This is a genomic window from Paenibacillus rhizovicinus (genome assembly GCF_010365285.1).
GTDB classification, from domain to species: domain Bacteria; phylum Bacillota; class Bacilli; order Paenibacillales; family Paenibacillaceae; genus Paenibacillus_Z; species Paenibacillus_Z rhizovicinus.
In genome coordinates, this window is sequence record NZ_CP048286.1 from 1,871,675 (window position 1) to 1,892,099 (window position 20,425).

The following is a 20,425-nucleotide window of genomic DNA, read 5'->3' on the forward strand; positions in this document are numbered from 1 at the left end:
AGCAGGTAACCGTGCGGGGCGATAATGAGAAGAACGAGAATACGGGAATATGGGAATACGAACAATCACGATAAGAACTGCGAGAACGTGAATAAGGCCTCGACCTCCGATCATACGATCGGTCGTCGAGGCCTTTGTTCAGCTTTGGCTGTTAGCAGCTCTTGCCGTTGTCTGGCGACATCGGTTTCGTGCTGCTGTCTTCGGCCAGCTTATCGCCGTATTGGTCGAGTCGGCCCGGATGGGATTCCGGTCCTCTCCGCTTCGGCTTGCTGTTTCTTCCCGTCATTGCTCTCACCTCCATCCTAGCTAAGATGGACGGGAGAGGAGGATTTCATGCAGACGGCTAATTCCTGTCATGGCGACGGCTTTGCTGGCGACTGGAGCCAGTTTGGAACCAAAGCACCAAACACCAGTCACAGTCACCAATCACATCCGGCTCTGCCGCCGATATTCCGAAGGCGTTAAGCCGATATGCTTGCGGAAGTTCTTGGACAGCACATGGATGCTGGAGTAGCCGTACTTCTCCGCAATCTGCGTAATGGTCACGTCCGATTGCCGCAGATCGCATTTGATCCGCTGCAGCTTCCGGCGCGTCATATAGTGCTTCGGCGAGAGGCCTGTCTCCTCGCGGAACAAGGCGTAAAACCGGCTGCGCTTCAAGCCGATTTGCTCGGCGTACTGCACCAGCTCCTGCTCCTCGATTTCCGCTTGGCTCGCCACCAGCTTCAACAATTCCTTAATGCGCGGGTCGCCGTTATTGCTTGCATCCTTGCTCGTATTCGAGAGAAATAAAGAAAGAAACACCTGAAATTCGCCGCGCAGGCGAATGGCTTCCCTCATGTCCGCGCCGCCGATTCGTCCCGGCATCGTCAAGAACCGGTTATGATACGAGAGCCACAGCGGCAAATTATCGATCTTCGTTATCGGCTCGATTCGGATAGCCGGTTCTTCGTCCATATAGACGGAGAGAGGCGCGGAGTGAAGGGAAAGAATGTGAAAAAACTGCCCTTCGCTCACGAAAGGCCGCTGCCGCGGATTCCAATCGAAGTACGCGGTCCGGTGAATCATGGGCTCGGACTGGGCAGCCCGCCAACGATGCATTTTGCCGGCAGGAATATAGACGAGCGTTCCCGCCTTCATCGGATAATCCCGATTATCCATATGCAGATGACCTTCTCCGGTCTCCACGATTATTATCGCGTTCATGTAAGCGATCCGTTCAAAAGAGGATTCATTCGGGTAGAAAGCATACCGCTGGGCGAACAAGAGAAAGGGGTGAAGAACGGTCGGATCGATCAATGCCTGCTCATTGCCGCCGTAGGCAGCGCTCATCCAGGATTCCTCCTCGGCCATTCGAGTCTTGTAGTCGACCATGCTCCAGCTTCATTATAGAACCGGCCGTGCGGCAAGGACAACCCTCCTCCGCCGCACGGCCGGTTCCTCATCCGATCGCTTATTTCTTCTGTTTGTCGTACGCGTCCTGGTAAATCTCCAGATAATGCTTCAAATTCAAACCGTCGAAGCCTTTGATGTAGCTGTCCCACTCGGAATCCGTCAGCTTCTTGGAGCCCGTTACGAACTGCGCCATGTTCGAACGAACATAGTCATTGATCTGCGTACGCAGCATGATCGCTTCGTTCGCATCGTTCTCCTCCATGAAGATCGTAAGCGGGAACGTCTCTTCCGGCTGGCGGTTCTCGTAATTCTTCGCCGTCTCGAGATAGAGGCGATATTCATACCCTTGCTGGGAGAACTGATCTTCCGGCGCCGTCCACGATTCGCGAATCTCGCGCGTCCGTCTCGTGATGCCCATTTGATCCCATGCGTCGTTGTAGGTCGTCGTTACATCCCAATATTTCGGATTCAAACTGTATTTCGCTTGATTGCCGTGCACGTCCTTCTCGCCATCCTTCGCCTTCTCCCAATAGTTGCCTTCGAGGCCGTATTCGTTCATGATGGCATGCTCTTCGGAATACATGTAGTCCGCCATCTTGATCGCCGCGATCGCCTGCTCTTCGGTCGCCTTGTTCGTAATGGCGAATTGTCCGTTGCCATACGCTTTGTAGTACCCGGAATAGGCGACGCCTCCAGGTCCGGTAAGCGGAGCTACCGTCACATACTCTTTATGACGGTTCTGCCCTTCGGCCAAGCTGAAATACATGCCGATATGGCCGGCCGTTACGCTGCCGCTGACGTTGTCGCCTTCTTTGTTGCCGACTTGCGCCATCTGGTCATTGTTCTGCGTGAACGCCTCTTTGTCGATCAAGCCTTCGCTGAACAGCTTGTTGATATACGTCAGTCCTTCGCGCCATTCCGGTTGATTCGCCGCCAGCTGCACCTTGCCGTCTTTCATATAGAAGAAGTCCTCATCGTTATCGTAGATAAAAGAATTCATCAAGAAGTTCGACGGAATGCCGTGCCACGTATTGAACGCGCCGGACAGCGGAATTTCGTCCGCCTTGCCGTTGCCGTTCGGATCCTGGGTCTTGAACGCTTTCAGCACCTGGTAATATTCTTCGGTCGTCGTCGGCATTTTCAGCCCCAGCTTATCCAGCCATGTCTTGTCGATCCACATCTTCTGCGAGTACCAGCAGTGGAAGCAATCGTTAATATGCGGGAGCGCATAGATGTTGCCGTCCGGCGCCGTAATCGCCGCCTGCAAATCTTTATCCTCGGCGAAAGCGCGCTTGATCTCGTTCCCGTATTTATCGATCAGCTCGTTAAGCGGCTTCAGGATGCCTTGTTTGCCGTAGCTGATTTGTTCCGCCTGCGAGAAGTCGCCCGACAGGAAGACGGACGGATAGTCGCCGCTCGCCATGATCAGCTTCTTCTTGTCCTTGGCGTTGGCGCTTGGCGTCGCGTCGAACTTGAATTTAATATTGAGTTTATTCTCGATGTATTTGGTCACCGTATTCGTGTTGATGTCCTCGATGCGCGGCGATACGCTGATGAACGTGTCCAGCGTGACGGGTTTCCCGCTGCTGCCCGCGTCTCCGCCGCTATTGTTCGTGCCTGCGGTCCCTGCGTTCGATCCCCCGCCGCCGTTTCCTTTGTCGTTGCCGTTGCTGCATGCGGTGAAGATCATGGCCATGATCAGAATGAGTCCGAGCAATTGCGAGCTTCTCTTCATTTTCAAGACAGACGCCTCCTTGGTATTGTCATCGTACCATGCTTCTCTCTTTCAGCACACCATTGTTGAAATCGCTTTCAAACGACGGCATCACCCCCATACTCGACAGCTCCAGGCCCTATCCTTTCAGTGATCCGATCATGATGCCTTGGACGAAATATTTCTGAACGAACGGGTAGATGGCCAGTATCGGCACCGTCGCCACGACGATCAGGGAGAACTTGAGCAAATCCCGCAGCCCTTGCATCGCCGCCATCTTGTTCGCGTCCACCATCATGCTTGAATCGATGGAGTTGAGAATGAGAATGTTGCGCAAAATGATTTGGAGCGGAAACAGATTCTGCGACTTCAAGAAGATGAGCGCCTCGAAATACGCGTTCCACTGGCTGACCGCATACATCAGCACGAGTACCGCCAAAATCGGCTTGGACAGCGGCAGCACGACGCGCCACAGGAATCCAAGATCGGTGCAGCCGTCCAGTTCGGCCGCCTCGCCAAGCTCCTTCGGGATGCTCGTCTGAAAGAACGTTCTCGCGATAATCACTTGCCAGACCGCCATCGCGCTCGGCAGCAGCATCGCCCATCTCGTGTCGAGGAGATGCAGGTTCTTCACCGTCAAATAGTAGGGAATCAAGCCGCCGCTGAACATCATCGTCAGCACGAGGAAACCCATGATGACGTTGCGGCCGTAGAAGGTCGATCGGGAAAGCGGGTAGGCCAGCATAACGGTCAAGCCGACGTTGATGAATACGCCGACGACGGTATAGAAGAGTGAATTGGCGTACCCCGTCGTGATCTGCGGATTCGAGAATATCGCACGGTAGCCCGCGAGACTGAAGTCCACCGGCAGCAGCCATACTTTGCCGCTGATGACCGCTTGGGGCGAGCTGAAGGAAGAGCTTACGATATAGATCAGCGGGTACAGCACCACCAGCAGCACAAGGCCCAGAAAAGCATATACCAGCGTCAGAAACAGCTTGTCGCCGACGGATTCCCGAATGGCGTTCGAACGTGTCATGTTGGGTCGCCTCCTACCATAAGCTGCTTTCGGATATGCGTCTGGCAAAGTAATTGACGCTTAACAGCAGCACGAGATTGATAACCGAATTGAATAAATCGACGGCGGCCGAGAAGCTGAAATTCGCGCCCAGCAAACCGATCTTGTACACGTAGGTCGAGATGACTTCCGAGGTGCTCGTATTGAGCGGATTTTGCATCAGGTAAATTTTCTCGAAGCCTACGTTCATGATCTGCCCGACGTTCAGAATAAGCAGAATGGTCGCCGCCGGCATGATGCCCGGCAAGTCGATATGCCACACTTTCCGGATCCGGGAAGCCCCGTCGACGCGTGCCGCTTCATATAGATCGACATTGATGCCGGACAGCGCCGCCAAATAAATGACCGCCCCGTATCCGATGCCCTGCCACACGTTCGACCATACGAAAATGCTGCTGAAGTAGTTGGGGATCCCCATGAAATTGACGGACTCCATCCCGAACACGTTCAGAATATGATCGACGAAGCCGAGTCTCGGCGAGAGGAACAAAATAATCATGGAGACCATGACGATCGTCGAAATAAAATACGGCGCGAACGTGACCATCTGCACCAGCCGCTTGAAGCGCATGCTGCGGACTTCGTTAATGGCGAGCGCCAGCAGAATCGGTGCGGGAAACCCGATGATCAGCGAGTAGATGCTGATGACCAGCGTGTTCTTGATCAGGATCCAGAAGTTCGGCGAGCTGAAGAACGTGGAGAAATGTTTCATCCCCGCCCAGTCGCTGCCGGTGATGCCCTTCACCGGACTGAAATCCCTGAAGGCGATCTGCGCGCCGTACATCGGGATATATTTGAAGATGACCAAGTAAGCAATCGGCAGCAGCACGAGCAGATACAACTGCCAATGCCGCTTCACCCTCTTCCCGCGATCCCTGAGCACAAGCGATGTGCCGCTGATGGTTGATTCCGTCTTCTTCCTTTCAAGTGCCCCCGTCGTTGCCGGCATGATGTTCCCTCACTTCCCTTCCTTACGATTCGTACTTCGTGATTGGTCGAGCTGGATTGATTTCAACGATAAAGGAACGGATTCTTGCGGACAACGGCCACTAATCCATGGGTGGATGATTTTTCCGTGTGCCGCACCGCTGCTGGGTTTCCCGCGCCAGCGCGCAATTTTCCGGGCGCCGCTCATCTTTCCGGCGGCGGGCGGCGGGGCAGGGAGCGGCCGGCGGCCGGGGCGAGGCGGCCTGGCGAGGCGGCCGGGCGTGCTGGCCGGGCGAGGCGGCGGGGCGGCGGGGCGAGGCGGCCGGCCGAGGCGGCCGGGCGTGCTGGCCGGGCGTGCTGGCCGGGCGGCGGGGCGTGCTGGCGGAGCGTGCTGGCCGGGCGAGGCGGCCGGGCGTGCTGGCCGGGCGAGACGGCCGGGCGTGCTGGCCGCAGGGCGAGACGGCCGCGGGGCGGGAGCGGCCGGCGGCCGGGCGTGCTGGCCGGGCGTGCTGGCCGGGCGAGGCGGCCGGGCGTGCTGGCCGGGCGAGCTTGCCGCAGGGCGAGACGGCCGCGGGGCGGGAGCGGCCGGCGGCCGGGCGTGCTGGACGGGCGGCGGGGCGTGCTGGCGGAGCGTGCTGGCCGGGCGAGGCGGCCGGGCGTGCTGGACGGGCGAGACGGCGCGGCGTGCTGGACGGGCGTGCTGGCCGGGCGTGCTGGACGGGCGAGACGGCGCGGCGTGCTGGACGGGCGTGCTGGACGGGCGTGCTGACCGGGCGCTGTGACTTGGGGCCTCAGCCGCGGGGCGGCCGCGTGCAGTCGGAGAGGCGCTACAACTTGCTCTCCCCAACCGCGGGGCGGCGCGCATAGTCGGAGGCGCTTGCGGCTTGCTGGCCACAGCCGCGGGGCAGCCGCGCACCACCCCAGCCACTGAGCGACGCATGCATTTGGCCTCCGGTCCACTCCGCTCTCGCCGCCACGGAAAAGTTACATCGTAATGGCCACAGGGGCCGCTATTTACTCGTTTTCGGGACTTCTGGTCATTGAGCGGCCACAGGCGCCGTTATTACCCTCGATAGCGCCAAAACCAGCCTCCACGTGTACAATAACGGATTTCCTGGCCGCCAACACATCGAATATCAATGAAAACCAACCAATAGCGGATCTCCTGGCCGCAATCTTTTCTCAAGCATCGCACCGACCTCCTCTCTGGCATAATGCCGTGCAACTCGAAGGACCTTCGCCAGTACATTCACGTTAACGAATCCAGGAATCGTTATTTGGTGTTTTTAACGTCTCTTTCGAATCTAACGAACTCCAGAGTGCTTATACATGTAAACTCGAGCGAAAAACAAGCAAAATAATTGCTTTTGAGTTCATTAGCGTCTGTAAGATTCGTTAGAATCCCAACGGACCGTAAAAAGCCAAAATAAGGCTAGTACAGTTCGTTAGCCCCATGGGTGGCGCTTCGTCAGCTCCGCAGGCCGCGCTCTCTTCAGCTTCGCGGGCTGCTCTCTCGTCAACTCCGCAGCCCGCGCTCTCTTCAGCTTCGCGGACTGCTCTCTCGTCAACTCCGCGGGCTGCACTCCCTTCAGCTCCGGGCTACTCTTTCGTCAGCTCCGCAGCCCGCGCTCTCTTCAGCTTCGCGGGCTGCTCTCTCGTCAAATCCGCGGGCTGCCCTCTCTTCCACTCCGCGAGTAACTCTCTTCAATTCCGCGGGCTACTCACTTCCACTCCGCGGACTGCCCTTTCCAACTCCGCGGGCTGCTCTCTTCATTCTGCTCCATCACCAGCTCCGCAGGTGACGCTCAACACTTTCGTTGGCTTCATCGCACAACCAGCCCGAACGCGAAGCGCACTATAACTCCCTAGCGGGATCCCCAACTCGAAAATTCAGCTCCAACACGCAACGCAGAACCCAACGCGAGTATCGCCGCTTCGGTTTCCGACGCCACCGCTCACGCCGGAGGCTCTGCCTCTTGCCCGTCATTCTAAACAACGATATACGCAAAAAGGCCGTCCCGCGTCATCTTCGATGACGGCTAGGACGGCCCCTCGTTGTTCGCCGGATGCGGTCATCCGGCCTTACATGGCATGGCGTTTGCGGTAATCCACGGGCGAGACGCCCTCCACTTTGCGGAAGACTCGGCGGAATGTCGCCGCGTTCACGTAACCGACGCGTTCGCCGACTTCCTGGATCGAATCCGGCTGTTCCAACAGCCGCTTCTTCGCTTCCATTATGCGCAGCTGGGACAGATAGTCAAGGAAGTTCTCGCCGAATTCCTCTTTGAACAGCTGGCTGATATATTTGGCGCTGATGCCGAATTTATCGCCTAGGTATTCCAGCGACAGTTCCGAATTCGCGTAGTCTTGCCCGATGTAATCTCTAATCTCCTGGAGCAGCTGATGATGCTGGCGATGACTGGCGAGCAGCGCCATCTGTTCAGCGTTCCGCGCCAGCGTGGCGCCGAAGAGCAGTTGCAGCTCGTCGAGCGTATCGAACTCCTCGATCGCCTGCTGCAACGGAGGGGAAGTATCATTCATCCATACATCGTAATATTCCTTCGAGGCTTGGGACAATTGAAGGTCCAGATGGTCGACAAAATACCGGCACAAGCCCGCGATCTCGTTCTTCGGCAGGAAGCAGCTGCGCATCCCCTTGAAGAAGTCGTCGAAGCCGTCCTTCCAATCGGAATCGTGAAGACGGAGCTGCTGAATCAGCCGATGAATCGCCTGCAGATGTTTGTTCGTTTCCTTGGCCGTCGCTTGCTGCGTCTCCTTGTAGGCGATAACGCGATTATGACCGAGCGCCGCCTTGAACGTCAACGCCGTCAATGCCTGGCGATTGGACGTCCCCGCTCCTGTACCTTCACCTGCCCTTACTCTTGCCTCTGCTCCTGCTCCTGCTCCTGCACCTTCACCTGCCCTTACTCTTGCCTCTGCTCCTGCACCTTCACCTGCCCTTACTCTTGCCTCTGCTCCTGCTCCTGCTCTTACCTCCGCCCCCTCACCTGCTCCCGTCCCAATCCCCTCTCTCGTTCCTCTCCCCGCCATTCCCCCTGCGACTGCTCCCGATTCTCCGCCCGCTCCACTTCCAGCCTCAACGGCCTCCCCTAAGCCAATCGTCACCGAGAAAGCCAAATGCGCATGCACCCAGGCGGTGAGACGCTGCGCCGTATCCGCTGCCGCAGCGGCCTCTTCATCCTCGCCGGTCATGAAGAGAATCCCTGTCAGCTGCAGCGGCGCCGTCCATTCCAGCCATACGCTCATCTGCTGGTGCATCGTGAACATTTCATGAGCCGCGCTGCTGATGACGAATTTGAACAACGACTGATCGCGGCTCTTGTAGCGGCCGAACGCATGCTCCGGATGATCGATTTCGATCACGAACACCTGCAGCCTGTCATGGAGCGGCAGGCCGGACGAAACGATGCTTGGCGCGTATCCGCCCTCCTTGCGTCCGCTCCCCGCATGCCCGCTCTCTTGCAGCCCGCTCTCCGCATGTCCGCCTTCCTGGAATCCGCTATCGGACAGAAGCTCGCGGAATAGCGCCTTCTGCTTGCGTGCCGCCGTCCTTTGGTTCTCCTGCTGGAACACCTTCGTCTGCTCGGCAAAGTTGTTGATCGCCGTTTCGATAAACGTGAATTCATCGACGGCCAGCCTCCCGAGCGCCGGCTTTCCGGTACCGAACTGATCCTGAATGCGGAAGACGAGATCCGCGATCGGCTTGTAATTCTTCCGCGTAATGTAGACGATCGAGACGCCGCCCGCGACAAAAACGAGCAGGCCCAGCATCAGCCACACGCTCGATATGCCCGAGATCGCGGCAACCGTCTTCCCGTTCGTGACGCCGCTCTCCGCCGTCCATCCCGTATAGGACGACGTCTGGCTGGCGAGCACGCGCCTGCGATCCGGCTCACCCTTCGCATGAAACAACGGATTGCCGCCGTTATCGTACAGCTGGACGAACGCGCGCTCCGGATCGTACATCTCGCCAAGCATGTTGCGGAGCGAGGCCAGACTGATATTCACGACGATCATCCCGTCCGCGCCGTTGGTGATCGCAACGTTATGCACGAGGCTGATAACCTCTTTGGGCTGCAGGTTCGAAAATTCGCGGTAGGTGCGGAACGTGCTCCACATGGAGGTGTACGACATTTTGCCCTGCTGCTGGCTGCGGATGAAATCAATGTCCGAGAAGGCGTCCATCTTCGTCGTGGTGCCGCTGAAGACGATGCCATCCTTATTGCGAACCAAATAATACGAGTCGATGATCGGCAGAGCCTGCTTCAACTCGAGCATCCGATTGACTACCTGATAGTTCAAGAAGACGTTGTCCTTGCCGCGCTCTTGGAAGAAATCGGTCAGCAGCTTGCTGGACACCATCTCGCGGATCAGCATATTGTCGAGCGAACGTAAGCTGACATCCACGGACTGCAGCAGCTGGTTCACGAACACTTGGCTGGATTCTTTCGTATTGCGGTTGTTTTGTTCGACGAGGGTTTGGAAGAAAACAAAGAAGAGGAAGGAGAATATGAAGCAGAAAATCGGCAGATACGACCAAATCATTTTTCGCAGCCATGTACGATTCAAGCACCATCATTCCTTTTAGAGAAAGTTTGCACTCTTACCGTGATAGAGCGATCCGCGATGTGGAAGCGCATACATTGCTGTGTCTATTATACGCCCCGGCGGACAAATCGTCTTTGTTGATCTCACCAATTATTTGTCTATTATTCCAATGCCCGCTTAGGAAATTCGCAGCTCGTATAGACACTCCTTGCGAAATGGCCTATAGTGAAATTACTTTATATGGAAGCGAGTGATTGCTATGAACACAAGCAGACGGGCAGCAGAAACAACGATAGTCGAGGTACGGCAAGGTTAATCCGGCAGCTTAGCGTTAACCTTCCGTGCGCGTCATTACAGAAATGAACCCATGGAGGGAACTACCCGATGTCGATGAATACGGTTGATACTTATGAAGGCATTCTTGCCGAAACGTACGATATGCGGTTTGGCGGAAACCAGCACGATGAAGTCGAATTTTACAAACACATGATCAACGAAGTTCCAGGCAAGGCATTGGAGCTTGGATGCGGTACGGGGCGATTGCTGCTGCCTTATTTGGCGGCCGGCATCGATGTCGAAGGCGCGGATTGTTCTTCGGACATGTTGGACCTCTGCAGAGCGAAAGCGCAGGCCGGCGGCCAGACTCCCGTTCTGTACGAACAATACATGGAACAATTGCAGCTGCCTAAGAAATATCGGACGATCTATATCCCCGCCGCTTCGTTCGTCCTCCTCTCGGAACGGGAAATCGCCATGGAGGCATTAAGACGGATCCATGCGCATCTCGAAGATGAAGGACAGGCGCTCGTCCCGCTATTCATCCCGAAGCATCTGTTCTCGAATCACGAGGATAAATGGACATCCGGATTCAAGGGGACGGGCAGCGACGGTGCGGATATCGTCGTCAGCTCCAAGACGAGCATTGATTTCCTTGAACAACTGCATACGAAGCTCGAGCGTTATGAGATTTTCCGCGACGGCGTCTTGCTGGATACCCGCTATAGCACCACGAGAATGCGATGGTACGGCAAGTATGAATTCCTCATGATGCTGGAACAAGCCGGCTTCCATGACGTGTCCGTCTATGGCGATTATGCCTTCCAAGAAGTCAATCCCGATCAAAGCTTCATGATTGTTCGGGCACGAAAATAACCCAAAAGCGGCCGACGGAAGATCACCTTCCATCGGCCGCTTTGCTATTTAATCCCTGTCATAACGGCTGTGCCTTCCGCTTCCCTGCCCCATGGTTTACTCGTCCTCGAACGCCGTCGCCGGGTACCCGGCGCCGAACGGCGCGTCCGGCCGCTCGTATTCGCCCGCCAAATATCGGCGCACGGGCGTCGTCCGCTCCAAGTAATCCTTGTCGTTCTCGAATCGGTCGGAGAATCGAACCCAAGGCGGGCTATAAATATAGTGCATGGTAAAGCGATCGTAATCGCCGTCATGAACGAAGGTGCGATGCCATACGGCGTTGTGGAACAGCAGCACGGAGCCGGCCGGCGCGCAGATGACCTGCCCGATCGGCAGATCGGCTTTGTCGCGGCGAATGTCCGCCGGGAGCGGCACCTGCGCCCGATGGCTGCCCGGGATCATTTCCATGTTGCCCATTCTCGGCAGGGATTGATCCGTCAGCAGAAACGAAGCGCGCAGCTGCAGCAGCGGAATCGGATAGCCGAGCTTCTTGAAATCGTAGGCGCCCGATCCGTCCTGATGCCATCCGCCGAAACCGCCGAACGCCGGTTGTTTCGTGCACCAAGCGGACTGAAGAATGAAGCGGTCGCCGTATAAGGCTCTCACTTTGGGCAGCACGGCCGGATGATCGATCAAATCCTCCAGCACCTGCTCCGTCTCGAATCCGCGGCCGACCTGGGCCCATCCCGTCGTTCCCTCTTTCTCGTGCAAACGGGTTGCGGCGGCCAGACAAGCTTGCGTCTCGTCAGCCGTCAATACGTTCGGAATGACGAGGTATCCCCATGATTCAAACATGAAACGATCAAGCTCGGTGAACTCACCGGGCTCCGAAAGCGCATTCAACCCTTGATACTGTTCAGCAGTCATGCAGCATCCTCCCGACTTGCGCGAAGTGGATTACAAGCAAACCAAACAACCTTATCAAATCAGCTTACGAGACTTTGAGATGGAATACGTTCAACGCGGATAAAAAGGATTCCCTTGCTTCCCGGCATAAAAAGAGAAAACCACCTCCCGAATAAACAATCAACCCGAATATATCATGCGGATATTAGATAAACAATCTGTAATTGCATGCTATTCCCGTATCAGAACCCGCCTGACCAATAGATAAGAGCCGGCAGATAAAGAAAGCTCGCGTCCGTCGTAAACGCTACGTTGACCGATACCATTTCCTTGTCCCCCATACTTCTCCATAAGCACCACGGAATTAATAGCGGAAGGCATGGAAGACTGAACGAACAAGAAAGCAGGCCAGCAGGATCGTTACGCTTACCGTCCCGAACAAGGATATATAGTGATTCATGACGTGACTCCTCCTCGGTCAATCGAATGCTGAAATCCAGTCCGTCCGCGAAGTGCCCCGAGATGCCCGTTATTCGCTTCCTCGTTGGAACTTCAATCTTCTTCGACGGCGTCGGCGAGCGAGGCGTTGGAACGGTTCGTTCTGTTCTTGACCCTGGGCGAAACGATAAACGAGCTCTACTTAATTGATCCTATGCTGCCGCCCGAATTGCTTCCGGCGCATTGGAGCGGACGAGCCATTCTTCAGAGGCTGTCGGAGCGCCTCGGGCAAATCATCGAAGCCATCCCTGCCGGCTCCGATTACGCGAAGTTCGTGAAATAGAGCTAACCGGTAACCGACAAACAAAAAAGAGTGCCGGGAAGTCCGAAGGACTTCCACAGCACTCTCAACGCTTGTATGCTCGCTTACTGCGCTTCCTGCCTTAACTCTTCATCCTTATCCTTATCCTTATCCTTATCCTTATCCTTATCCTTATCCTTATCCTTAACTCTCAATCCTTATCCTTATCCTTAACCCTTAACCCCGCCGACCGTCATCCCTTTGACAAAATACTTCTGCGGGAACGGGAACGGGTACGCGATAATCATCGGCAAGCTGGCCACGATCGTCATCGTCGCCCGGATCGAGGGCGGCGTCACGAAATTCGCGTTGGCGTTCGCGCTGTTCCCCTTTAATTATGCGATCGATGGGATTTATGGACGCTTCGGGCTCCCGCTCGTAGGAGTCCAAATCCGGAAACGGCCGCTCAAGGCCAACATTGCGAATAAGTAGAGGCAATTGTCGTAATAGCGGCGATCTCCCGTCCGTACGGGCGTATCCCATAGCAGCCGGACGCAAGCTTCGGCGTTCGGTCCGCCCGCGGCAAGCGAAGCCATCGCATTCGTCGCGAGCAGCCCGACGGGATGAAGCGACTTCTCTTCGAAAGGCTCGCCTTCAATCGTATATCGGCGATAGTCGGATACCGGAATATCCGCGAAGAAGGCTTGGATTCTATCCGCCGCCTTAGGCTGCCATTCGTCGGCCGCGAACCATTCGTAATCCAGTCCGATGTTCGCCGCTACGCGGTAGGAGTCGCTGAAGAATTTGCCGTAACCCCTCTCGTCGTTCGGCGTGCCGTCATAGTGGGCGTATTCCGGTGCGAGACCGGTTACCGGATGGCAGGAAATTCTCAGATAGGCCCGGCTGGCAACTGCGGCTTCCCGCCAAAATTCGCGATCTTCCGGATAAGCCCAAAGCGCAAATAACTCGTAGAAATGCGGTAAATGATAGGAAGGATCCGAATACTCGCAATTCGGGATGAATTTGATCAGCTTATTGTCCGGATTCCACATCGGCTGCCCGACGCCGTCTTCGCCCTTGTGAATGCAGACGCGGAGCAGCTCTCTCGCTTGCCGCCCGTAATCGAACGGCGCGGGTCCGTCTCCCCAGCGATGCGAGGCGAAGAACAGCGCAAGCGCGAAGTACTCTTCCCCGTCGGGAGCAGGTCCATTGGAACGCTTCGTCCCGTCCGTATTGCACGACCAGGCGAAGTAGCCCGCATTATCGCCTTCGTTCATCAGCATGTAGGCGTGCGTCCATTTCCAAATGCGGTCGAAGACGTCCTTGCGGCCCAACTGCACCGCCATCATCATCCCGTAAGACATGCCCTCCGTGCGGACGTCGAGATTGCCGGTATCCAGCAGATAACCCATATCGTCCCCGGCTTCGTAGTAGATCCGCGTCTCTTCCGAATGACCGAACAGCTTCTCCCATGTATCCGCAACGCGGGCATCGATGTCTGCCTCCGAATAGCCGCACACTTGGAAAACATTCCGGTATGTTCCTGTATAGTAAGCTCCTTGATGATTGTTCATGGCTCGAAACACCTCTCGCTAATGTAATTTGTTTGAAGACGCCATTGTAAACGTTTGCAATGTTGTTGCAAAAAAAGCGGGATTCCTGGATAGGCGGGGCCAATGGAACGAACTATGTTCAGCCTCTTCTTAGTAAATGGTCCGGTTATGAAGATCCGTTATGCCGCTCTTGCGCAGGAAGTACGTATTGATAACGTCCCGCCATTCCTCGGCATGCCGGATCTGTTCCTGAAGCCGGCTGCGAGCCGCGGCATGGTCCGCTTCGCCGATCAAGCCTGCGAGCGAATCCCATTTCGCAAGCAGCGCCTCCGCCCCTTCCACCCCTTCGAAGTGCGCGTCGTAGATGTGCTGGATGACCGTTTTGCCCGAATGCAGCACATGCGCATACGGCACGTGGTGGAAGAAGAGCACAAGCTCATCCGGCGTATCGGCAAGCGATTCGAATCGCCCGGCGTTCGGCTGCCGGTATTGGCCCGCGTAGCCGGTTCCGGAACGAACCGTCCGGTCCACGCCGATGCCCCGGTTATCCGCAAAATGGTAAGTCCCCCACATCGAATATTCGTAACCGTCGACATCCGGTCCGAAATGGTGGTTGGGCTTGACCATCCAGCCGATGCCGAGCGGGGCGTTATACGATTCGTAGATCGGCCATGAATCCATGAGCATGCCGCGTATCGTCTCGACGACGCGCTCATCGCTGCCATACGTCAGCTTGACCCATTCTTCCGCGATCGCTTCGGACGACAGGTCCGTATCCCAGGCCAGCCGGCCGTATCCGTATAGATTCGCCTGCGCCAGCGGATGGCCGGTCCAATTGGCATCGTCGCCGATGTTGGATACGGCCGCGAAGCCGCCCAGTTTGCGGTCGAACAGCGAGCCGTCCGCGATTCGCTTCACCTCGGACCCTTCGCCTCTCGCATGCGTGTCGAAGTCGAGCGCTTCCTTCCATTGCGGCACCAGATAGCACAGGTGGCGCTGCTGTCCGGTGTATTCCTGCGTCACTTGGAATTCGATCGCCACGTTCGTGTCAGGGATCGCGCCGAACAACGGCGACACGGGCTCCCGGACTTGGAAGTCCATTGGACCGTTCTTGATCTGCAGCATGACATTGTCCCGGAACCGGCCGTCGAGCGGAACGAAGTGATCGTAAGCCGCGCGGGCGCGGTCCGTCTTCCGGTCCCGCCAATCCTGCTTGCAGTTGTAAACGAAGCAGCGCCAGATGACAATGCCGCCGTGGGGAGCGAGCGCATCCGCCAGCATGTTGGCGCCGTCCGCATGATCCCGTCCGTAGGTGAACGGTCCGGGACGGAATTCCGAATCCGCCTTGACGAGGAAGCCGCCAAAGTCAGGAATGCCGTCATATACGGCGCGGGCCGTTGCCCGCCACCAGGCTTGCACGCCCTCGTCCAATGGATCGGCGGTTGGCAGGCCGCCGATCTCGAACGGAGCGGCGAAGTTGACGCTCAGGAACAACCGCACGCCAAATGCGCGGAATTCGTCTGCGATTCGGGCGATACGCGGCAGGTAAGCCTCCGTCAGGAACATCGTTTCCAGCCGGTGCACGTTGACGTTGTTGATCGCGATGGCGTTCAGGCCGACCGATGCGAGCAAGCGGGCATAGTCGCGGATGCGGGTCATGTCTTCCGTAATCTCGTTGTCGCGGTAGAAAATCGACCGGCCCGCATAGCCGCGCTCGATACTGCCATCGATGTTGTCCCATTGATCGATCATGCGCAGGCCGTTCGCCGGATTGTGGAGGACGTCCAGTCCGTCCAGCGGCGTTCCCGTCTGCACGAGGCGCAAGAAATGGAACGCGCCGTAGAGAACGCCTTTGCCCGTCGTTCCGGCAATGACCAGCGACCGTTCATCCGCGCGAATCCGGAAGCCTTCCTCGGCAACGGAAGCCCGCTCCGCTTCGGAAAACGATTCGCGCACGTCAGCGCTGCCCTCGAACGTGCCGAGTCTGACGGAACGGCCTGCGGATGCCGATGCTGCTGCCGATATCGATGCGGCTGATCCCGCTGCAGTTGAAGATGCGGATCCCGGGGCCTGCGTCCGGCAAGACGGCGTGCGCCCCGTCAGCCTCGTCAATCCTTGCGCGAGCTCCGCCGCTGCCGTTCTGATGCACAAGTCGTCTTCGTCCGCCGAGATCGCTTCTGTCCAGGCAACGATCTTGGCCCGCCGGTCTGCGTCGGCAATCGGTCTATAAGCGAGCCAAGCCTCGTACCCGGCCATTTCTTCCGGACGCACGGGCTGGTTCGGCTGGTTCGGTTGATGGGGTGCATTCATCATGATTCTTCCTTCCTCGGTTGAATTCGATTGCGGGGGGCGGATGATTCTCGAAGCCGCCTGTTTATCCTTTTTTTGCATTCGATTCTGGAAACCTCTTCGCTTGATGAACATACTACCATGAGCGTTTTGCCCGTTGCCATTGCCAAAACATCCGAAAATTTACCCAAATCGCGCATCATAGTCTATACTGGACTGACAAAGATTCGGGCCGGTTAGCTGTCCGATACCCAACTGCACACGGGAGGAATTCCATATGGCGGCAGCGAGAATCACGGCCGGCTCCACGCCGGACGACCATATCGACGAAACGAGATTCCCCGACGTCAAGACGACGCTGAACCTGTTCGGCATCCACCGAAGAACCGTCGGCGGAGACTGGTCCTACCCGCTGCACGAGCATCCGCAGTACGAGATCAACTACTTGCTGAAGGGCCGGCAATCCATGATGGTTAACGGCATCGCGTATGAGCAGCAGGCCGGCGATCTGCTGCTGCTGCGGCCAGGCGACGTGCATGCGAGCCGCAGCGGGGACGGCGAGCCGTTCGAATATTTCTGCATGCATTTCGACGTGGATGACCGGCTGTTCTTATCCCTCCTCGGGCGGATGGAACAGGTCTTGTTCCCCGCATCCAGCGCGATGACGCTGAAGATCATGCCTGTCCTGCACAAAATGCTTGAATTCGCCTCCGAAGCGGACTCGCGTTCCGTCGCCTTCCGCATGCGGCTGCAATCGGCGGTCTTCGAGCTGTTCGGCCAATTGTGGGACGCCATTTCCGACGAAACGCTTCAGCCGGCGCAGTCGTACGGCAAGGTCGAGCTGGCCCACGAGATCGCAAGCCGGCTGCGCAGCACGGCAAGCCAAACCTTCTCCCAAGAAGGGACGAACGAGCATCGCACCGGTCTTCGCGAAATCGCCGGGGGACTTGGCATCAGCGTCTCCTACTGCAATCGCGTCTTCAGCGAGGTATACGGGATGCCGCCCCGCGCCTATTGGTCCGAGCTCCTGCTGCACGAGTCCAAGCAGCTGCTCGCCGACGCCAGGTATTCGATTCAAGCCATTGCCGCGATACTCGGCTACAAGGATATCGCGCATTTCAGCAGGCAGTTCAAGCGCTGGACAGGGCTGTCGCCGAGCGATTACCGCAAAGGAATCGAACGCCGCGACGGATGATCGGGACGCTTCATTTTAGGCGCCGCGGTGGATTTCTATAAGGCCCGGGAATTGAACTGCGTAAAAATTTCTATTCCGCACAGCCTCGCAAATATGATACGGTGTCCATGAAACGAGTACAGGAGGGGGATTGAACACCGTGAGAATGACATTCCGCTGGTTCGGCGCGGGGAACGATACGATCTCGCTTGCGCAGATCAAGCAAATCCCGGGCGTTGAAGGCATCGTGTGGTCGCTGCACGATATGCCCGCAGGCGAAGAGTGGCCCATGGACCGAATCATCGCTTTGCGTGACGAGGTGCTGGCAGCAGGCTTCCATATCGACGTCGTTGAAAGCGTTAACGTGCACGAGGACATCAAGCTGGGACTGCCAAGCCGGGACCGCTATATCGAGAACTACAAACGGACGATCGAGAAGCTGGCCCAGGTCGGCGTCAAAGTGATCTGCTATAACTTCATGCCCGTGTTCGACTGGCTGCGGACGGAGCTTCACAAGGAGATGGCGGACGGCTCCACCGCTTTGTTTTACGAGAAAAGCCGCATCGATAATCTCGACCCGATGGAGCTGGTCCGGCAAATCAACGCCAATTCGGAGCTCACGATGCCAGGCTGGGAGCCGGAGCGTCTCGCGCATCTGACTTCGCTGTTCGAGGCTTACCGGGGCGTGACCGAGGAGCATCTCTGGGATAACGTGAAGTATTTCCTCGACGAGATCATTCCGGTCGCCGCGCGGTGCGGCATCAAGATGGCCATCCATCCGGACGATCCGCCATGGCCGATCTTCGGCCTTCCCCGCATCATGACGGGACAAGCCAGTTTCCGCCGCTTCCTGGCTCTGCATGACAGCCCGTATAACGGCATCACGCTATGCAGCGGCTCGCTCGGCGCTAATCCGGACAATGACATTATCGCCATGATCCACGAATTCGCGGACCGCATTCCGTTCGCCCATATTCGCAACGTCAACGTTTACGAGAACGGCGACTTCATCGAAACCTCCCATCGCACGCAGGATGGAACGGTCGATATCGCGGGCATCGTGCAAGCCTACCACGACACCGGTTTCACCGGGTATGCGCGTCCCGACCATGGGCGTCATCTCTGGGGGGAAGTATGCCGTCCGGGCTACGGATTGTACGACCGCGCCCTCGGCATTATGTACCTGTGGGGCTTGTGGGATGCAGCCGTACGAACGGCATCCCTGGCTTCCGGCAAGGAGGCCGCGCAATGAGTTCGCTTCCGATTCACGCATCGCTCGCGGGCAAAGCAGCCGTCATCACCGGCGGATCCGGCGTCCTGTGCCGGGTCATGGCACTGGAGCTCGGCCGTCAAGGCGTCAGCGTCGCCATCTTGAACCGGACGGCCGAGAAAGGCGAGCAGGTCGTCCGGGAAATCGAGTCCGCGGGCGGCAGGGCGATCGCCGTTGCCTGCGACGCGACGGACCAAGCCAGCGTCATCGAAGCGGAGCGTATCGTCTCCCAAGAGCTTGGCCCATGCGACATCCTTATCAACGGTGCCGGCGGCAATCATCCGAGCGCCAATACGACGAACGAGATTTTCAATCCCGAGGACTTGGAGCAAGAAGGCGTCAATACGTTCTTCGATCTGAGCATCCCCGGCTTCCGGAACGTGCTCGACTTGAACTTCATGGGGACGTTTATCCCTACACAGGTGTTCACCAAATCCATGGCGCAGCGGAGCAGCGGCGTCGTGCTCAACATCTCCTCGATGAGCGCGCCTTCGCCGATGACCAAGGTGCCCGCGTACAGCGCGGCGAAAGCGGCCATCAACAACTGGACGCAATGGCTCGCCGTGCACCTGGCCGAATCGAATATCCGCGTGAACGCGATCGCGCCCGGCTTCTTCCTGACCGAGCAGAATCGCACGCTGCTCACCAAGGAAGACGGGTCGCTGACGGAGCGGTCGAACAAAATCATCTCCCACACGCCGATGAGACGCTTCGGCAAGCCGGAGGATCTGCTGGGTACGCTGCTGTGGCTGCTCGATGACCGGACATCCGGCTTCGTGACGGGCACGGTCGTTCCCGTGGACGGCGGATTCATGGCCTATTCCGGCGTGTAGCCTTTTGACGAAAAAGCCCTGCATGGGCGCCGCTCGGGATTATTCCGATCGCGGCCCCCTGCGGGGCTTTGTTGACGTTCATGCGTCCGTCATGAATGAACGTCCGGATCGCAATTGACCCTGACGTTCCTGACGTAAATTGGCTTCTCGCTCCGAGTCTCTCAGCCTCTTGCTCTGGAGCGCTCCGCTTCCTGCTTTTGATCTCCCAGCTTCCTGTTCTGGAACACTACGCTTCTGCTCTTGATCACTCAGCTTCCTGCTCTTGATCACTCCGCTTCCTGCTTTTGATCTCCCAGCTTCCTGTTCTGGAACACTACGCTTTCTGCCCTTTTTTACGCTGCCGTTAACTCTGGACGATCTCCGCTGCTCGCACTCGTCGGCCAGCTCCTCCCCCTGCTCCACGCCGCTCCTTTCCCCTTGCCCTCTCCGCTTTTTCTTCTAATTCGCCCGCTCCCGCCCGGCCGCGATCTAAAGTAATTGCAGTAACATCTATACTTCATTGGGTTATGCCGACGGGGCAGCGCATGTATGCTAGTTGTATCTATTGATTCAGAAATCCCTCCGGTTACACGATTCGTTCCAGGCGGAGGAAGAGCATTTTCATGTTCTATATGGCAGCGATCATCAACATGTGTTCCATCGGTTTCACGTCTTTCGCACGGTACTCTTCCTTCACAATGAAAGGTGCTCTTGCAACGAAGCGACGGAGATCGAGACTTCTAATAAAAAAGTGCCGAGAAGCCCATAGGACATTCTCGACACCCTGAGGACGCACCAACTTTGGCACGTCATTCTATTTGTCAGTCTCAACGTTCGTTCCGCGGTTGTTCCGCATTTTTGCTGCATT

15 protein-coding genes and 1 pseudogene are annotated in these 20,425 nt (G+C 57.1%); 5 read left to right on the forward strand and 11 right to left on the reverse strand.

Annotated features, from left to right (window positions below; translation table 11 throughout):
• Nucleotides 1-151: 151 nt before the first annotated feature.
• From GZH47_RS34355 to GZH47_RS34360, 7 genes are all read right to left on the reverse strand, one after another.
• Nucleotides 152-286 carry a hypothetical protein gene (locus GZH47_RS34355; protein ID WP_263866911.1) on the reverse strand — a complete coding sequence of 45 codons (135 nt, stop codon included), beginning with the start codon at nucleotides 284-286 and terminating at the stop codon, nucleotides 152-154.
• A gap of 140 nt (nucleotides 287-426) precedes the next feature.
• Nucleotides 427-1,332 carry an AraC family transcriptional regulator gene (locus GZH47_RS08640; protein WP_162639723.1) on the reverse strand — a complete coding sequence of 302 codons (906 nt, stop codon included), beginning with the start codon at nucleotides 1,330-1,332 and terminating at the stop codon, nucleotides 427-429.
• Between the two features lie 121 nt (nucleotides 1,333-1,453).
• Nucleotides 1,454-3,130, reverse strand: a complete 1,677-nt coding sequence (locus GZH47_RS08645; RefSeq protein WP_162645138.1) for a type 2 periplasmic-binding domain-containing protein — start codon at nucleotides 3,128-3,130, stop codon at nucleotides 1,454-1,456.
• 118 nt (nucleotides 3,131-3,248) lie between these two features.
• The gene (locus GZH47_RS08650) at nucleotides 3,249-4,148 is read right to left on the reverse strand and encodes a carbohydrate ABC transporter permease (RefSeq protein WP_162639724.1); all 900 of its coding nucleotides are present in this window, start codon (nucleotides 4,146-4,148) and stop codon (nucleotides 3,249-3,251) included.
• Nucleotides 4,149-4,161: 13 nt separating this feature from the next.
• Nucleotides 4,162-5,136, reverse strand: a complete 975-nt coding sequence (locus GZH47_RS08655; RefSeq protein WP_162639725.1) for an ABC transporter permease — start codon at nucleotides 5,134-5,136, stop codon at nucleotides 4,162-4,164.
• Between the two features lie 1,423 nt (nucleotides 5,137-6,559).
• Nucleotides 6,560-6,697, reverse strand: coding sequence for a hypothetical protein (locus GZH47_RS08660; RefSeq protein ID WP_162639726.1), 138 nt, complete (start codon nucleotides 6,695-6,697; stop codon nucleotides 6,560-6,562).
• 499 nt (nucleotides 6,698-7,196) lie between these two features.
• Nucleotides 7,197-9,704 (reverse strand): AraC family transcriptional regulator, encoded by a 2,508-nt coding sequence (locus GZH47_RS34360; RefSeq protein WP_162639727.1) that lies wholly within the window; start codon nucleotides 9,702-9,704, stop codon nucleotides 7,197-7,199.
• A gap of 363 nt (nucleotides 9,705-10,067) precedes the next feature.
• On the opposite strand from GZH47_RS34360, the gene GZH47_RS08670 reads away from it, so the two are divergent.
• Nucleotides 10,068-10,835: a methyltransferase domain-containing protein gene (locus GZH47_RS08670; RefSeq protein ID WP_162639728.1), complete on the forward strand. Its 768-nt coding sequence runs from the start codon at nucleotides 10,068-10,070 to the stop codon at nucleotides 10,833-10,835.
• 96 nt (nucleotides 10,836-10,931) lie between these two features.
• On the opposite strand, the gene GZH47_RS08675 is transcribed toward GZH47_RS08670, so the two are convergent.
• Complete coding sequence (locus tag GZH47_RS08675; RefSeq protein ID WP_162639729.1) at nucleotides 10,932-11,741, reverse strand: phytanoyl-CoA dioxygenase family protein; 810 nt, start codon at nucleotides 11,739-11,741, stop codon at nucleotides 10,932-10,934.
• Nucleotides 11,742-12,264: 523 nt separating this feature from the next.
• Here GZH47_RS08675 and GZH47_RS08680 point away from each other — a divergent pair.
• Nucleotides 12,265-12,501, forward strand: a complete 237-nt coding sequence (locus GZH47_RS08680) for a PaaX family transcriptional regulator C-terminal domain-containing protein (protein ID WP_225446405.1) — start codon at nucleotides 12,265-12,267, stop codon at nucleotides 12,499-12,501.
• A 188-nt stretch (nucleotides 12,502-12,689) separates the two neighbouring features.
• Here GZH47_RS08680 and GZH47_RS08685 read toward each other — a convergent pair.
• The 3 genes and pseudogenes from GZH47_RS08685 to GZH47_RS08695 form a co-directional block, all read right to left on the reverse strand.
• Nucleotides 12,690-12,842: pseudogene (locus tag GZH47_RS08685) on the reverse strand (carbohydrate ABC transporter permease); the annotation flags it as partial.
• A gap of 30 nt (nucleotides 12,843-12,872) precedes the next feature.
• The gene (locus tag GZH47_RS08690; RefSeq protein WP_162639731.1) at nucleotides 12,873-14,033 is read right to left on the reverse strand and encodes a family 8 glycosyl hydrolase; all 1,161 of its coding nucleotides are present in this window, start codon (nucleotides 14,031-14,033) and stop codon (nucleotides 12,873-12,875) included.
• A 129-nt stretch (nucleotides 14,034-14,162) separates the two neighbouring features.
• Nucleotides 14,163-16,268 carry an alpha-glucuronidase family glycosyl hydrolase gene (locus tag GZH47_RS08695; protein WP_162645139.1) on the reverse strand — a complete coding sequence of 702 codons (2,106 nt, stop codon included), beginning with the start codon at nucleotides 16,266-16,268 and terminating at the stop codon, nucleotides 14,163-14,165.
• 310 nt (nucleotides 16,269-16,578) lie between these two features.
• On the opposite strand from GZH47_RS08695, the gene GZH47_RS08700 reads away from it, so the two are divergent.
• The 3 genes from GZH47_RS08700 to GZH47_RS08710 all read left to right on the forward strand — a co-directional run bounded on the left by GZH47_RS08700 (nucleotide 16,579) and on the right by GZH47_RS08710 (nucleotide 19,578).
• Entirely contained in the window at nucleotides 16,579-17,496 is a 918-nt protein-coding gene (locus tag GZH47_RS08700) for a helix-turn-helix domain-containing protein (RefSeq protein ID WP_162639732.1), read from the forward strand.
• Nucleotides 17,497-17,635: 139 nt separating this feature from the next.
• Nucleotides 17,636-18,727: a mannonate dehydratase gene (gene uxuA, locus GZH47_RS08705; RefSeq protein ID WP_162639733.1), complete on the forward strand. Its 1,092-nt coding sequence runs from the start codon at nucleotides 17,636-17,638 to the stop codon at nucleotides 18,725-18,727.
• Nucleotides 18,724-19,578 carry an SDR family oxidoreductase gene (locus GZH47_RS08710; protein ID WP_162639734.1) on the forward strand — a complete coding sequence of 285 codons (855 nt, stop codon included), beginning with the start codon at nucleotides 18,724-18,726 and terminating at the stop codon, nucleotides 19,576-19,578. Before uxuA ends, GZH47_RS08710 begins: the two co-directional genes overlap by 4 nt.
• The last annotated feature ends 847 nt before the right edge of the window (nucleotides 19,579-20,425 follow it).